This window comes from Coprobacter sp. (assembly GCF_982436375.1).
This window is the reverse complement of record NZ_CEWDCG010000010.1, coordinates 15,801-31,775: the sequence shown is the minus strand read 5'-3', so window position 1 is coordinate 31,775 and position 15,975 is coordinate 15,801. Positions and strand designations below refer to the sequence as shown.

Annotated in this window: 12 protein-coding genes; 9 read left to right on the top strand and 3 right to left on the bottom strand. The window is 39.6% G+C overall.

Going from position 1 to position 15,975, the window contains the following annotated elements:
* The first annotated feature begins 223 nt into the window (after positions 1 to 223).
* The 9 genes from mnmA (at position 224) to AC1WHX_RS01300 (ending at position 10,682) form a co-directional block, all read left to right on the top strand.
* Positions 224 to 1,357 carry a tRNA 2-thiouridine(34) synthase MnmA gene (mnmA, locus tag AC1WHX_RS01340; protein ID WP_302545054.1) on the top strand — a complete coding sequence of 378 codons (1,134 nt, stop codon included), beginning with the start codon at positions 224 to 226 and terminating at the stop codon, positions 1,355 to 1,357.
* A gap of 21 nt (positions 1,358 to 1,378) precedes the next feature.
* Positions 1,379 to 2,746, top strand: a complete 1,368-nt coding sequence (gene xseA / locus AC1WHX_RS01335; protein WP_122337944.1) for an exodeoxyribonuclease VII large subunit — start codon at positions 1,379 to 1,381, stop codon at positions 2,744 to 2,746.
* A 10-nt stretch (positions 2,747 to 2,756) separates the two neighbouring features.
* On the top strand, positions 2,757 to 2,960 hold the full coding sequence (gene xseB, locus AC1WHX_RS01330; protein WP_009318023.1) for an exodeoxyribonuclease VII small subunit: 204 nt from the start codon (positions 2,757 to 2,759) through the stop codon (positions 2,958 to 2,960).
* A 97-nt stretch (positions 2,961 to 3,057) separates the two neighbouring features.
* On the top strand, positions 3,058 to 4,575 hold the full coding sequence (gltX, locus tag AC1WHX_RS01325; protein WP_481228817.1) for a glutamate--tRNA ligase: 1,518 nt from the start codon (positions 3,058 to 3,060) through the stop codon (positions 4,573 to 4,575).
* Positions 4,572 to 5,603, top strand: a complete 1,032-nt coding sequence (locus AC1WHX_RS01320; protein ID WP_481228816.1) for a hypothetical protein — start codon at positions 4,572 to 4,574, stop codon at positions 5,601 to 5,603. Before gltX ends, AC1WHX_RS01320 begins: the two co-directional genes overlap by 4 nt.
* Positions 5,604 to 5,704: 101 nt before the next feature.
* Positions 5,705 to 6,931 (top strand): 3-deoxy-D-manno-octulosonic acid transferase, encoded by a 1,227-nt coding sequence (locus AC1WHX_RS01315; RefSeq protein WP_302996040.1) that lies wholly within the window; start codon positions 5,705 to 5,707, stop codon positions 6,929 to 6,931.
* A gap of 239 nt (positions 6,932 to 7,170) precedes the next feature.
* Positions 7,171 to 8,178, top strand: a complete 1,008-nt coding sequence (pta, locus tag AC1WHX_RS01310) for a phosphate acetyltransferase (protein ID WP_022603079.1) — start codon at positions 7,171 to 7,173, stop codon at positions 8,176 to 8,178.
* Between the two features lie 17 nt (positions 8,179 to 8,195).
* A complete protein-coding gene (locus AC1WHX_RS01305; protein WP_346692252.1) occupies positions 8,196 to 9,398 on the top strand; it encodes an acetate kinase in 1,203 nt (400 codons plus the stop codon).
* A 201-nt stretch (positions 9,399 to 9,599) separates the two neighbouring features.
* Positions 9,600 to 10,682 carry a phosphotransferase enzyme family protein gene (locus AC1WHX_RS01300; RefSeq protein ID WP_278583269.1) on the top strand — a complete coding sequence of 361 codons (1,083 nt, stop codon included), beginning with the start codon at positions 9,600 to 9,602 and terminating at the stop codon, positions 10,680 to 10,682.
* A gap of 112 nt (positions 10,683 to 10,794) precedes the next feature.
* Here the strand turns inward: AC1WHX_RS01300 and AC1WHX_RS01295 are convergent, their stop codons facing one another.
* From AC1WHX_RS01295 to AC1WHX_RS01285, 3 genes are all read right to left on the bottom strand, one after another.
* Positions 10,795 to 13,986 (bottom strand): chondroitinase family polysaccharide lyase, encoded by a 3,192-nt coding sequence (locus tag AC1WHX_RS01295; RefSeq protein ID WP_302544682.1) that lies wholly within the window; start codon positions 13,984 to 13,986, stop codon positions 10,795 to 10,797.
* A gap of 88 nt (positions 13,987 to 14,074) precedes the next feature.
* A complete protein-coding gene (locus AC1WHX_RS01290) occupies positions 14,075 to 15,373 on the bottom strand; it encodes a T9SS type A sorting domain-containing protein (RefSeq protein ID WP_481228815.1) in 1,299 nt (432 codons plus the stop codon).
* Between the two features lie 25 nt (positions 15,374 to 15,398).
* On the bottom strand, positions 15,399 to 15,965 hold the full coding sequence (locus AC1WHX_RS01285; protein WP_022390062.1) for a carbohydrate binding domain-containing protein: 567 nt from the start codon (positions 15,963 to 15,965) through the stop codon (positions 15,399 to 15,401).
* Positions 15,966 to 15,975 lie beyond the last annotated feature (10 nt).

Genomic DNA, 15,975 nt, shown 5'->3' with positions numbered 1-15,975 from the left:
ATATAACGGATAAACAATATTTAAAGGGAACTTCTCTTAAAAGGAAATTCTATTTTTAGACTTCTCCTAAAAACGCAACAGATTAAAAACAATCTGTTGCGTTTTTTTGTAGAGTAAAAAATCATTTTATCCTCCTCTTCTTTTTATCTTTATAGTAAAGAAGATTCCAAGAGTTGTTTAAAGTTTTCTATTTTTGCATATTACAATTCCATAAAGATTAAATATGGCAACAAAACTTTCTGAAAAGAAAAAAGTATTAGTCGGGATGAGCGGAGGAATAGACAGTTCCGCCGTATGTATGCTGTTACAAGACCAAGGATACGAGGTTTTGGGAATAACACTGCGAATGTGGGATATTCCTTCTCATTTTTCCACTCTCGGACAAAAAGAACCCGACCACGTATTAGAGGCACGATCTTTAGCAGAAAGACTCGCCATCCCGCATTATACACTCGATGTAAGAGACGAATTCAGAAAAACGGTCGTACAATCTTTTATCAATGAATATCTACGAGCACGCACTCCTAATCCTTGTGTCATGTGTAATCTTTATTTCAAATGGAAATATCTGCTTGATGAGGCCGATCGGTTAGAATGTGATTACATCGCTACCGGACATTATGCACGCATAACCCAAAATATGAATAGGTATATTCTCGAAAAAGGCTTAGACCCGAAAAAAGATCAGTCATATTTTCTATGGAGACTCGGACAGAAAGAACTCTCCCGAACATTATTTCCTTTAGGAAATATCACAAAAGAAGAAATAAAAACATACGTTCTTCAAAAAGGGTTCAAAGAAAAAGTCGAAAAAAAAGAGAGCATGGAAGTATGCTTTATAGAGAATGACTATCGAGATTTTCTCTTGCAACAAATCCCTAACCTGAATGAAGTTGTCGGCAAAGGTTTTTTCGTCGATAAGAAAGGAAAAAAGTTGGGACTGCATAAAGGCTTTCCGTTTTATACAATAGGCCAGAGAAAAGGTTTGGAAATAGCTCTCGGACATCCGGCCTATGTAATAAAAATAAATCCGTATAAAAATACGATCAGATTAGGTGATAAAGAAGATCTGCTGACTACCGAGATGCTTGTAGAATCTCCCGTTATAAACATCCCTATCGATCAAATATCCGACAGAGAGATTCAAATACGAATCCGTTACCGGAGTCCGGCAATTCGGGGAACTCTATTTTTTACAGATGACAACTATATAGTCGTTAAATTCAAAGAGCCTGTATCTGCCGTAACTCCAGGACAATCTGCTGTATTCTATTCCGGCAATCAGGTGATCGGCGGTGGAATAATTTCGGACCAACATAACTTAAAAAAACATACTCAGAATAAAACACAAGTCTGACATTTACAAAGCTTATATAATATGGCCATTCAAGATATATCTTTACACGAACTGAATTCTATGATTCGGGAAACACTGAATGACGGATTTCCTGAACGATACTGGGTCTCTGCCGAAATAAGCGAAGCAAGAGAAAATTATTCGGGACATTGTTATCTTGAATTTGCCGAAAAAGACAGTCGTTCAGGCCAAATTATCGCAAAGGCAAAAGGAATAATCTGGGCTTCTACATTCCTGATGTTGAAGCCTTATTTTGAAGAACAAACCGGAGAAATATTCAGAGCCGGTATAAAAGTTCTGGTTCAGGTCAGTATAGATTTTCATGAATTATACGGACTCACTTTGACCGTACATGATATAGACCCTTCGTATACGTTAGGGGATATAGCTCGTCACAGAGCAGAGATTCTACGTCAATTGTCCGATGAAGGAGTAATCGACATGAATAAAGAACTGACATGGGCTTTTCCTCCACAACGTATTGCCGTAATATCCTCTCGAACGGCAGCAGGATATGGAGACTTTACAAACCAATTAAAGAACAATACCGAAGGGTATGTTTTTTACACCGTTCTCTTTCAAGCCGTCATGCAAGGCAATCAAGCAGAATCTTCCATTATCGCTGCATTAGAAAAAATTTATGAACAAGCGGATAATTTCGACGGTGTAGTCATTATCAGAGGTGGAGGAGCAACTTCAGAATTAAGCTGTTTCGATAGTTATTTGTTAGCTCAGCATATTGCTCAATTCCCGTTACCGATATTGACGGGTATAGGACACGATCGAGACGAAACCGTTATCGACAAAGTCGCTAACACACGAGTAAAAACACCCACCGCTGCTGCTGAATGGTTAATTTCCCAGACACAAAAGGCCGATGAACAACGAGTATATCTTCGTGATACCATCGCTTTTCTATTGCAACAACGCATACTTAAAGAAGAAAAACTTCTCTCTACTGTCACTCAAGGAATCCCTCGTCTGCTCGATCAGCAAGTACAGGCAGAAAAAAACAGAATTCAAAAAATACAACAGGCTGTTATCCAGAAATCAAGCGAACAATTATTTAAGGAAAGAATCCATATTAATAACCTCTCTGTATTATTACCAAGAATCATCGAAAAATCTTTACCGCAGGAACGGTCGAAATTATCTCGGCTCGAACTTTTTCTTCGCCAAGCGATTTCTTATAAGATAAAAACAGAAAAACAGCATCTCGATATTCTCGGTAAAACAATAGATTTAACATCACCGGAACATATATTAAAACAGGGGTATAGCCTCACTTTAAAGTCAGGGAAAGTAATTCGCAGTATTTTAGAATTGCATCCGGGAGATAAAATCACAACCCTTTTCAAAGATGGAGAAAAAGAATCTATAATTATTTAAACTACAAAATATGGCTGAAAAGAAAAAACAAACTTATGCTCAAGCAATCGCCGAGCTCGAAGAAATTGTCGCCAAGCTGCAGAATAATGAATGTGAAATCGACGAACTGAAAACTTATACAAACCGGTCACTTTCTTTATTAAAATTCTGTAAAGATAAACTATTCGAAACAGATGAAGAAATAAAAAAAATGTTGGAAGAGCTCGATTCATAATATAGGAAATGCAAACTCAACAGTCTTTGCTATAATAAAGTATAGGAAATCAAAAAAAAGAGTTAATTTTGTCCCCTGATTTCAAAAAAACGATACTATGCCCGAAAGAAAAGTAAGAGTACGATTTGCTCCCAGTCCTACAGGAGCACTACATATCGGTGGAGTAAGAACCGCCCTTTATAATTACCTGTTTGCCAAACAGCACAATGGAGATATGATTCTTCGAATCGAAGATACCGACTCTCAACGATTTGTTCCCGGGGCTGAAGCTTATATCATAGAAGCTCTCGAATGGTTAGGAATAAAATTCGATGAGGGAGTCGGCTATGGAGGAAATCATGCCCCTTACCGCCAATCGGAACGTAAAGACATCTACCGGAAGTATGTAGAGCAACTTCTCTCTGACGGGAAAGCATATATAGCTTTTGATACGCCTGAAGAACTGGAAGTCAAAAGAAAAGAAATCCCGAACTTCCAATATGATGCTTCGACTCGGATGCAGATGCGGAACTCCCTGACGCTTCCGAAAGAAGAAATCGACAGACTGATCGCTGAGGGGAAACAATATGTTGTACGGTTCAAAGTAGAACCCGGAGAAGATGTTCACGTCAATGACCTTATACGAGGAGAAGTTATCATCAACTCATCTATTTTAGATGACAAGGTTCTATATAAATCGGCCGATAACTTGCCGACTTATCACCTCGCCAATATCGTCGATGACCATTTAATGGAAATTTCCCATGTCATACGCGGAGAAGAATGGCTACCATCAGCGCCTCTGCATGTTTTATTATACAGAGCCTTCGGGTGGAAAGACTCTATGCCTGAATTCGCACATTTGTCTTTGCTGCTGAAACCCGACGGAAATGGAAAACTGAGCAAACGTGACGGAGATCGTCTGGGATTTCCTGTTTTCCCGCTCGAATGGCATGATCCCAAAACCGGAGAGGTATCATCTGGTTATCGTGAAGCAGGATATCTGCCCGAAGCCGTAATAAATTTCCTTGCTCTATTGGGATGGAATCCTGGAAATGACCAAGAAATTCTTTCTATGGACGACTTGATCAAATTGTTTTCTCTTGAAAAATGCAGTAAAAACGGGGCAAAATTCGATTTCGAAAAAGGGAAATGGTTTAATCACAAATATATACAAAATAAAAGTAACGAAGAACTTACTGAATTATTCCTGCCGATTTTACAGGAAAAAGGGATATCTGCCGATCCTACCAAAACAGCCAAAATCATAGGATTGGTAAAAGATCGTATCTCTTTTGTCAAAGAACTTTGGGCTCAAACTTCTTATTTCTTCATTGCTCCGGAAAGTTATGAAGAGAAGTCGGTAAAAAAACGATGGAAAGAAGATACCCCCGAGCGAATGAAAGAGTTGATCGAGATTCTCGAAAACATAACAGACTTTGCTTCGGAAGACACCGAAAAAATCGTGTTAGGTTGGATCACCGAAAACAATTATCACATGGGAAATGTCATGAATGCATTCAGACTGGCCGTAGTGGGTGAATGTAAAGGCCCTCACATGTTTGAGATCACGACCATATTGGGAAAAGAAGAAACCATCAAACGGATAAAAAAAGCCATAGAAGTTCTCCAATGAAACACGTTAAACGGAGTTTGATATTAACCATATTATCAGTCTTATCTTCAGGGATAATGGCTCAAGATATACTATGGGATGTCGATCTGACCGGATTTTTCGATAACCGAGAGTATAAATATCCGGGACAAACGTCACAGACATTTTTCGGAACCAGACTCTCACCGGAAATCGGGATAGGCGTTCTCAACAACAAACACCGGATTATGGTAGGCGGCAGCTGGATACAGCCGATGGGAGCAAAAAAAGACGAAGGCTCTCTTGACCTGACCGCATATTATCATTATGAAAGCCCCAAATTCAAGATGTCTTTCGGATCATTTGCCCGTACTCAACTGATAGAAACCCTTCCGGCATTTCTCCAATACGATTCTTTAACGATTTTTCGTCCGAATATCACAGGAGCTCTATTTCAATATATCGGACATAAAGGATACGGAGAAATCTATATAGATTGGCGGCAAATGCAAACCGAAAAACGTAGAGAAGCCTTTATTATAGTCGGAAGCGGACGTTGGCAACCCGGTATATTCTATGCCGGAGGAAACATCGTCATGAACCATCTTGCCCGCTCGAAAAATGCAACGGAAGGACAATCGGTTACCGATGATATGGTCGTACATCCTTATGTAGGACTAAACTTGACTCGGTTTGTCTCCCCTTTAGATTCTCTGACCATTCAATGCGGATACTTACTGAGCTTAGAACGCAATCGGGGTATAGGCACTTGGCATCATCCTCAAGGTATTACAGCGGAGATGCTGGCAGAATGGCGCTTTATCGGATTAAAAAACACATTCTATGCCGGAGGCAATCAACAGCCGTTTTATCCCCAGTTAGGTAGTCAGCTAAATCAAGGAGACCCCTTCTATCAGGCTAAATTATATAACCGTACCGACATCTATTTCTATTTTTTCCGGAACAGATTCGTAAATTGCATGGCATCGGTCAATTTCCATACGACACGCTCTCATGTAGACCTTCAACAACAATTGATCGTAAGATTCAATCTAAACAATGAAAGTTGAAAAAAAAGGAATGAACCGTCAGGAAAAAATCGATTGAAAAATATTTTATAATTCCATAAACACAAACTCCTTTCAAAGAAGTCTATTTCGTAATCATGAACATACTTTATAATTTCGGCATTTATACATACAAACAACTTGTCAACATTGCATCTTTTCGCAATCTCAAAGCTCGCAAGATGAAACAGGGACATAAAGAAATATTTCATTATCTTGCACAAAATGCCGATCCAGAAGGAGGATATATATGGATACACGCATCTTCACTCGGTGAGTTCGAACAAGGACGCCCTATAATCGAGGCAATAAAAGCTCATTATCCGGAACAAAAAATAGCCATAACCTTTTTCTCTCCATCCGGTTATGAAGTCAGGAAAAATTATTCTAAAGCAGACCTGATCTGCTATCTCCCTTTTGATCTGCCTAATAACGTCAACCGCTTTCTAAATATATTGAAACCCAAGCAAGCTATATTTATCAAATATGAATTCTGGGGAAATTATCTGAATGCTCTTGCAAAAAGAAATATTCCTACATACATTATTTCAGCGATATTCAGGCCTTCACAAATATTTTTTAGACCTTACGGCGGCTATTTCAGAAAAATATTGCAAAATTTTGAACACTTATACGTTCAAGATGAAAACTCAAAAAAACTTCTTAAAGACATAGGAATAATAAAAGTTTCGGTAACAGGCGATACCCGATTCGACCGCGTTTTGGAGATCCGCAGCCAAGCCAAAGAACTACCCCTTATCGAACAATTTTCAAAAGAGAAATTTACCCTGATCGCCGGGAGTTCATGGCCGAAAGACGAGGAAATATTCATAGACTATTTCAACCGGCATCCCGAGATGAAACTTATCATCGCACCTCACGAAATACATGAAGAACATATACAATTCATTCTATCTCGTTTAAACCGGACTACTATTCGGTATACACAGGCTGATGAAAAAAATATACAAAAAGCCGACTGCATTATCATAGACTGCTTCGGCCTGCTCTCCTCGATCTATCGTTACGGTCAAGTAGCTTATGTCGGAGGAGGATTCGGTGCAGGAATACATAATGTTCCGGAAGCTGCCGTATATAGTATTCCCGTCATTTTCGGGCCTAACCATAAAAAATTTAAGGAAGCTAAAGAACTCATTATTGCCGGAGGAGGATTCAGTATATCCAAATCAGAAGACTTCAAACTTGTGATGGACAGACTTCTTAAAAATAAAGAATTTTTATCTAAAGCAGGGATTACTGCGGGACAATATATTCAAAATAACTCCGGAGCTTCAAAAAAAATATTGAAAGAACTCTATCCTGAAATATAGAATTCGCATCCATTTCATCTCAACACCCAAAATCTGAAACATTACATTTCTTATTTTCACACGACCTTATATCAATAATTTTATAAAAAAACTTAAAACCCTATTTTTAAACATATTTGTCATATAGAGATATGTTTTTTTATTCAAAATTGCTATCTCCATATAGCATTTTTTTCGTATTTTTGCACCGTATTCAAGATGCAAATTCAAATAAACCAACTTTATACTTCCTGACAACAATGGAATTAATGAATCAAATTATTGCGCGTGCTAAAGCTGATATGCAACGCATCGTTCTTCCGGAAGGAACTGAAGAACGGACTTTGAAGGCAGCAGATAAACTTATCGCTGACAAAGTAGCTCACATTACTTTAATCGGTAATCCTGCAGAGATCATGGCTTTAGCCGAAAAGCACGGATTGCAAAACATCGGAAACGCAATTATTGTAGATCCGAAAAATCATGAAAGAAAAGAAGAATATGCCAACTTGTTATTCGAGCTCCGCAAAAAGAAAGGAATGACAGAAGAACAAGCTGCAAAACAAGTTGAAGATCCACTTTTCCTTGCTGCATTGATGATCAAAAGCGGCCATGCGGACGGAGAAGTCGCCGGAGCACAAAATACCACAGGCAATGTTTTACGCGCAGCATTCCAAATCGTAAAAACAGCTCCCGGAGTCAGTGTTGTATCGGGAGCTTTCCTAATGTTCCTGCCGAACAAAAACTACGGAGAAAATGGTATTATGGTATTCGCCGATTGTGCCGTATTACCTAATCCCAATGCCGAAGAGCTCGCCCAAATAGCAGTTTCGACAGGACACACGACCCGAACTCTTGCCGGATTTGAACCTCGCATAGCCATGTTGAGCTTCTCTACCAAAGGCAGTGCAAAACATGAAATGGTAGATAAAGTAGTAGAAGCCACCCGTATCGCAAAAGAAATGGACTCTTCGTTAAAAATAGACGGAGAATTACAAGCCGATGCAGCAATCGTTCCCGCAGTAGGAATGTCTAAAGCTCCGGATAGTGAAATAGCAGGAAATGCCAATGTCCTCGTATTTCCTTCTTTAGAGACAGGAAATATTACCTATAAACTCGTACAGCGTCTTGCCGGAGCAGAAGCTGTCGGACCGATTCTTCAAGGTATTGCCGCACCGATTAATGACCTGTCACGCGGATGTTCTGTCGAAGACATCTATAAAATGGTAGCTATCACAGCCAACCAAGCTATTGGAATGAAAAAATAACCTATAAATCAAAGGAAATGAAAGTTTTAGTTCTGAACTGCGGTTCATCATCTATCAAATACAAGCTATTCGATACCCAGACCAAGGATATTCTCGCTCAAGGAGGAATCGAAAAAATAGGATTAAAAGGTTCTTTTTTAAAATTCACACTTCCTTCCGGAGAAAAAGTTATTCTTGAAAAGGATATTCCCGAACATACTGTAGGTATTGAATTTATATTGGAAACCCTTTCCGGTGCAAAATACGGCTGTATAAAATCGCTCGATGAAATAGAAGCTGTCGGTCACCGAGTAGTACACGGCGGAGAAAAATTCAACCAATCGGTATTGATCGATAAAGAAGTCAAAGCAAAAATCATCGAGTGTATAGACATCGCTCCATTGCACAATCCGGCAAATCTCAAAGGTATCGATGCGGTAGAAAAGATACTACCCAAAGTACCTCAAGTAGCGGTATTCGACACAGCATTCCATCAAACCATGCCTAAGCATGCATATATGTATGCCCTTCCGTACGAAATGTATGAAAAATACGGTATCCGACGCTACGGATTCCACGGAACCAGTCACCGTTATGTATCTCGTCGAGCATGTGAATTTTTAGGAGTTCCTTACGAAAATCAACGCATCATTACTTGCCATATCGGTAATGGAGGTTCTATCACAGCAATAAAAGACGGTAAATCAATAGATACGTCTATGGGACTTACTCCGGTAGAAGGCTTGATGATGGGAACACGATGTGGAGATGTAGACGCCGGAGCTCTATCTTTTATTATGGAAAAGGAAAATCTCGATGCACACGGACTTTCTACATTGGTCAACAAAAAAAGCGGTGTAATGGGAATATCCGGTGTTTCATCCGATATGCGTGAAATAGAGGCTGCAATAGCTCAAGGCAATGAACGGGCAAAACTTGCTCTACAGATGTATGATTACCGAATTGCAAAATATATAGGAGCTTATACAGCAGTGTTAGGTGGAGTAGACATTATCGTATTCACAGGAGGTGTCGGAGAAAACCAAACCGTAACTCGTGCGACAGTGTGCCGTCAACTCGAATTTATGGGTGTGAAAATCGATGAAGAACTGAATAGTACTATTCACGGAAAAGAAGCGGATTTATCAGCCCCGGAATCGAAAGTAAAAGTCGTTGTAATTCCTACAGACGAAGAATACATGATCGCATCCGATACACAAGCAATTCTCTCAAACCGTTAATTATAAAAACTACTGTAAAAAAACTGTGGCTTTTTATAGAGTCACAGTTTTTTTATTCTCTTTACTTTCATCAATAGCAAGATCGAGGTCAATATTTTTTTCGATGTTCTACAACAATATATTGACCGAAAACTTTGGATTTTCAGCATTTTATCCTTAATTTGCAAGTCATATTTATAATCCAAATACAAATAATATATCATGACTAACCTGACCGAAATTGTGGACAAATTCCGTATTGACGGTATTGTAAAAAGTATTGATCCCCTAGGAAGCGGATTAATTAACGATACTTATAAAATAACGACACAATCGTCTGACACGGACGACTACGTTCTTCAACGGATCAACCATGCTATTTTTAAAGATGTAGATCTTTTACAAAAAAACATTGTTGCCATAACTGATCATATCCGCAAAAAACTGATCGAGAAAGGAGAAACGGACATCAAACGCAAAGCACTACAAGTTATTCCGACTAAGGATGGAAAACTGTATTATTTCGATGGGAACAACTATTGGAGAATTACAGTATTAATTCCTCAATCAAAAACTTATGAAACCGTAAATCCAGAGTTCTCCTATTATACAGGCAAAGCATTCGGAGAATTTCAAGCAATGCTCGTCGATCTTCCAGAACCTTTAGGCGAGACAATCCCCAAATTCCATAATATGGAATTCCGACTTGAAAGTTTCAAGGAAGCCATCGCTTCAAATAAATCGGGTCGTTTGGAAAAAGTTCAATGGATGGTAGATGAACTGCTAAAACGAAGTGATGAAATGTGCAAAGCCGAACGTCTTTACAGAGAAGGGAAACTTCCCAAAAGAATTACTCATTGCGACACGAAAGTCAACAATATGTTATTCGATGAAAACGGGAAAGTACTTTGTGTTATCGACCTTGACACTACAATGCCGGGATTCGTACTCTCCGACTTCGGGGATTTTATCCGTACTGCCGGTAACACCGGTAAAGAAGATGACAAAAATCTGGATAACGTAAATCTCAATATGGACATTTTCAGATCTTTCGCAAAAGGCTATATCGAAAGTGCCCGGTCATTTCTACTTCCGATAGAAATAGAAAATCTTCCGTATGGAGCTAAATTACTTACCTATATGCAGACTGTACGCTTCCTGACCGATTATATTGACGGAGACTGCTATTATAAAATCCAATATCCCGAGCACAACTGGCAACGGTCTCAGGCCCAATTCAAACTTTTGCAAAGTATCGAAGCACATGAAAAAGAGATGCAAAATTACATTCAAAGTCTGATTTAAATTTTAGAACCAAACACATAACACAAGAGAGAGCCGCTTTTTCCTAAAGCGGCTCTCTGTTAAGTACGGGTTGAAACAATACCCCAATCTCAACCATTTCCCGTACTATTCTTTATAACATCACTTTGTGACGCACATTCCCTCCAGAAGTTTCGACCGAAACGATATAACAACCTTCCGGCAATTCAAAATAACGAACTCCGGCATTTTTTTCAGTTTCTTCTATCATCCGACCTTGCAGGGTATATATCCGAACTCGGGCGGCGTCACTATTCACACACAATTTTCCATTCGAACCGAATACTCGGATACTCCGGAATTCAGTCTTATCATTGGCTAAAAGAGCTTCGTTTTCTAATCTGAAAGTAACCGGAATACCATACTGGCAAGTAATTTCCAATCGGGTATTACCTTCTGTAGAAGCCGACATTACAGATACCTTATCATTATCTCCAACCAAAGACCATTCTCCTTTCAGCTCAAATACATGAGTCACCGGACGACTCGGATCAGAAGTCGTATAATCGATAGTCTCTATATTAAGATTAGGATCGCATACACTCATATCGACTTGACCATCCACATCCGGAGCTCCGATCATGGCCATAACTTCACCGGTTGCATTTACAATATAATCATCATTATCGAGAGTCGTTTCTTCAAAAAACGCATAGCCTGTCACACCTGTTTCACGGTCATATACAATATGAGCCTTATCGTCTTTACGAAGAAGATCATAAGGTTGATAACCTTCAGCTTTTAATGCAACTATTTCCGAATCATCCGGTTGTATGGTAATCAAGTATTCATAAGAAGCATCTGAAGGTGCCGCACCGTGATCGATATATGCAGAAGCGAATTTGCCTTCGGTTGCGGCCTTGGTCTTGTTATTTACAGACGTCTGCAGGCCCTTAGTAACAATAACTTTTAAAGGTTCTTTTACCTGATAATAATTACCTGTCTGATCCTTGAAAATCATACCGTCTGCATTTTGTACCGTAGTGTTGATCGTTGCATCTGTCGAAACGGTATTATTCCATTCTACCGCTTCGTCATCGCTCAAAATAGCATGTTGAAAAAGCGTAGTCTCCGTATTAGAAGCACTTTCGGAGTTCGTTATTCCTGTCCCGATGCACACGATACGATTATCGAAACAAAAAGCTGATTTACGAGCAGTGAAATCGGGTGTAAAGTTTTTATGTGACGGTTCTTTCAACTTAATGACAAACATCCCGCAAGTCCCGTTCAAATTATTGCTACCCGCAAATGTTTCATCCTGCTTCAACGTCGCATCAGTATATGGAGAATTCAATGCCGACCAACTTTTATGAATCGTTGTCGTTCCTGGTAACCGATTCCAATCCCATCCGTCTTCCAGAAAACGGCTGTCCGCCTCGGTTACAGGGTCTCCACTATCTAAAATTTGTATCGATCCATAACTTTGATAACGGCCATAACGATTATTAGAATAATATATTTCCGCACCCCAGACATACCGGTTAAAGCCTTTTAAGGAAACCATCCATTCTCCTCCCCTAAATACTCCTTGAGCTGCATGATTATAAGTAAAGAAGCCCTGCATAGGATCGGCCTTTTCTATTCCCAGTGCCGTAAATTTCTTTTTCATATTATTCATAGCGGTAGTAGCTGTAGCCGTCTCATAAATGCGTAAGAAATTAGAAGCGAGATCTTTGTCAACAGTTTCTCCATCTACTGCCAAATAGGCAAATGCATTGATATTTTTCGATTTTATAGAACACTCGTTCGGGTTAAACGGGTGTCGTCCGCAAACGCCTATACCCCATTCTTTTACATTACAATAAGAAGCCATTGCCATAAATGCCTGTTTCAAAATAGCTCGAGCCGAAGCATCCAATGTAAAAGATGTCCCGTTCACATAATTGGCATAATCACCCAATATACCAAAAGCAGAAGAGGCGTAATCAGGATAATGAGCTCCGTGGTGAAATGCTGTTCCGTCCGGTTTAATACCTCCGATAGTTCCGGGTGTATAGCATATCGATCCGTTAGTCCATTCAGACAAACCCTTAACAGCTCGGAATCGCTCGGTCTCATCCTCGATCATCAATGCCGCATAAAGTCTCGGCAAATGCAAAGTGTACCAAGTATCGACCAACTCATCCCGATTTATATCATAAGGCTGACGGGGCTCTGCCAATCCACTCCAATATTGAATTAATTGCAACGCCTCATCCCAACGACTTTCAGACTTAAGATAATCTTTCATCATCCACACGGCTTTAGGCATATCCCGGTTAAAATAACCGAAATGGTGATTTGTTCCCATACCGCTTCCATAAGCATACCCTTGATCCAAAGCATAATCGAACACCAACATAAAATTCTCGGCTGCCGATGAATTTCCATTAAAGTAATAATCCATAGCAAAACCGAGCATCATATCATTCACATCCTGACACCCGATATCTCCGGACTCTTTTTCCTGATCTGTGTACAAAGGTTTTCCCGAAATAAAACCGGTAGAAACATCCCGCTTAATTCCCGCAGCAGAAAGTTTCGAAGATGCATTCGCAATAGTAGTATTGTTCACCTTACCGAATAAAGCAGTTTGTACCGTAGTAGTCATCTCACGCAATTCGGCCAACTCCGACGTTGTAGGAACAAGATCTTTCAATTCATCCGAATACGAAAATTGTTCCCACTCCCACAACCGTCCCCAGTGCCAAAAATCACGGGTAAGGAAACGATTATTTTTCGGAATTTGAGCATCCGGAGTAGCTTGTTTGTTTATATTACTCGAAAAGTCCCAACGGTCAAAATAAAGCGTACCGCTTTCTACCCCTTCCGGAGCTTTTATCGTTAATTCGTCAATATCTTGTTGCGTCGGCTGCACATCATCCGACTCTCCGGGCACCCACATATCCGAAAAGGCTATCCAGCAAGCACGCCAGCCTGTAAAATTTAAATTAAAGTCAAATGTATATACCCGCACCGTCTTATTCCTAAATATAAATTGCAACGATTTTCCGGGCATTGCCTTCGGAGAATAGATCCACATTCGCAAACCGCCCCGATTACTGAATGCCTTAATCGCATACGGAATATTTACCTCATCATTTACTCGGAAAAGCGCTCCGGTAGCCGTCCAGTCCCAACGAAGAGATTTTGTTCCCATTTTGGCATGGTCGGACGAAACAGATAACGTTCCTTTTTGTATATCGTTGATAGTCGCCGGAACCACTCCGTCCTCAAAATCATATTGTATCCCATAGACAGATACGGAAAATATATAAACAAAAAACGAAATGAATATTTTTTTCATGAGTAAGGGGTGTTTTTACGGTTAGAAAGAAAAGTACGGATAATCCGATCGGATTACCCGTGCCATTAAGCAAATACAAAATAGTAAATTAACGGATAATCACTTTTTCTGAAACGGATTTACCGTTTGCAATTACCTGAATAATATAAGAACCTTTTCTCAAATCGATATTTGTATTACCTTCTGAAATTTGTTTATTCCCGAGCAATGAACCGCTAACCATATCATAAATATTTACGATTGCCTCAGTAGCCGACAAAACAGAAACTTGCGTACCGGTAGCAATTACCTTAATGCCGGATTTATCGGTTACAGCAGGCACTGATATTCCTGAAGTCGGATCATTTTCGGCAAACATTACAATATCGTCGATCCAAAATGTCTTTCCGGTAGTATTACAACTGAATGCGAAGTAAGGAGTTACCATATTGTCTGTACCTTCAAAAACAAACGTATACGGAGTCCATTCGGTAGTCAGTGTCGCCATAGGCGTTCCTTCTTTAGGAGATTTTTTATCTTCAGCAAGATAAGAACCTAAACCTAAAGCCGTAGATTCTTTTTTCCCGTCATAGAATAAACCGTAAACGGTCTCTCCGCCTTCCGCACCTTTCGCCCAAAAACGAACGGTTACTTTATTATCCGTAGCTTTCAGATAAGTTACAGGCGCTTGAGAGCGGCACTGATAAAATTCTTTTTCAAGGTCTGGAGCAGGTGTATATTTCCCAGATTTAATACCGCCATGAACATTTCCTTCAGCATCATCTTGGGTCCAATCCATTCCTCCGTTTTTACTCCAATTATAAGTCGTTTCAAATCCCGGATTTCCTAAATAAGCCGGGGTCAGAAAAACATTATCGATATACCATTCTGCCGAATTTGCTGAAAATCCGAACGCAAGTATGGCATCATCCACAGCTTCAGACAAAGTAATGTCAAATCTCAAAGTCGTAAGAGCTACATCCGTATTAGTATTAATCGTCTGTGCAGAAGGCAGATATACGTTATTTACTGTTGTGGTAGCCCCATCTGCAGACAGATCGGCATCTTTCAATATAGCGACACTGAAAGTTCTTGTTTCAGCAGTATTCACGGCACAGATATCAAGCGTCAATGTATATTTTTGAGCTGACAAAGATGGTAAAGAGGTATAGACTCCGCCATTAAAACGATTTTTTAAGTTAGCATCGATATCTCTGTCTCCCGCACCATTACTTTTCACATGGAGAATACCGTCCGATACCTCGCAAGTCGCCACGGATCCACCATTCCGTGAATATTGTGCCCAATCTGTCATATCGGTATCGAACATACTGTTCGAAACTAAATTTTGAGCAGACATGTTCATCCCGAACAAGACAGCTGCAGTAATCAGTAAAATTCTTTTCATAATTATGAGGTATTAAAATAAGTAATTATTTAATCTTGGTCAAAGTCACTTCATCGATAAAGAAATCGATATCCGGCTCTTCCAAAGTAATCAGAAAACGGGCATTATCAACACCTTCCTGATCATCGGTAATGGTAAATTTCTGAGTAAATTGTTGCCATTCGGTAGTCACTTTTTTCTTAGGAGACCATGGCGATTTAAAATCTCCCAAATAAGGTGCTGTAGAAGGTTTTATCATCACTCGCAAACTTGTACGCTCTGCTGCATTTTTAGAAGCCTTCGCATAAAAAGTTATTTCATACTGACCCGGTTCTAAAGACAAATTTTGATAGATATAATTGTCCCAAACCGGTTTCTCGCACTTATTTACGGTAACTTTCAGGCCCTTTCCCTTGAACCCTTCACATTCCGAAGTTTCTATTCCTCCTCGTTGAGCTTGATAATAAGCCAACCATTTACCTTGTGTATTTTTTTGTCCGGTAACTACTGCCGGAATACCATCTTCAAATCCGCCGTTTTCCAACAGATTTTCTTGAGCGAAAGCCGTAAGTCCGAAACACAGACTCAACAGGCAAAATAGCATTTTCTTCATTGTCATTCTT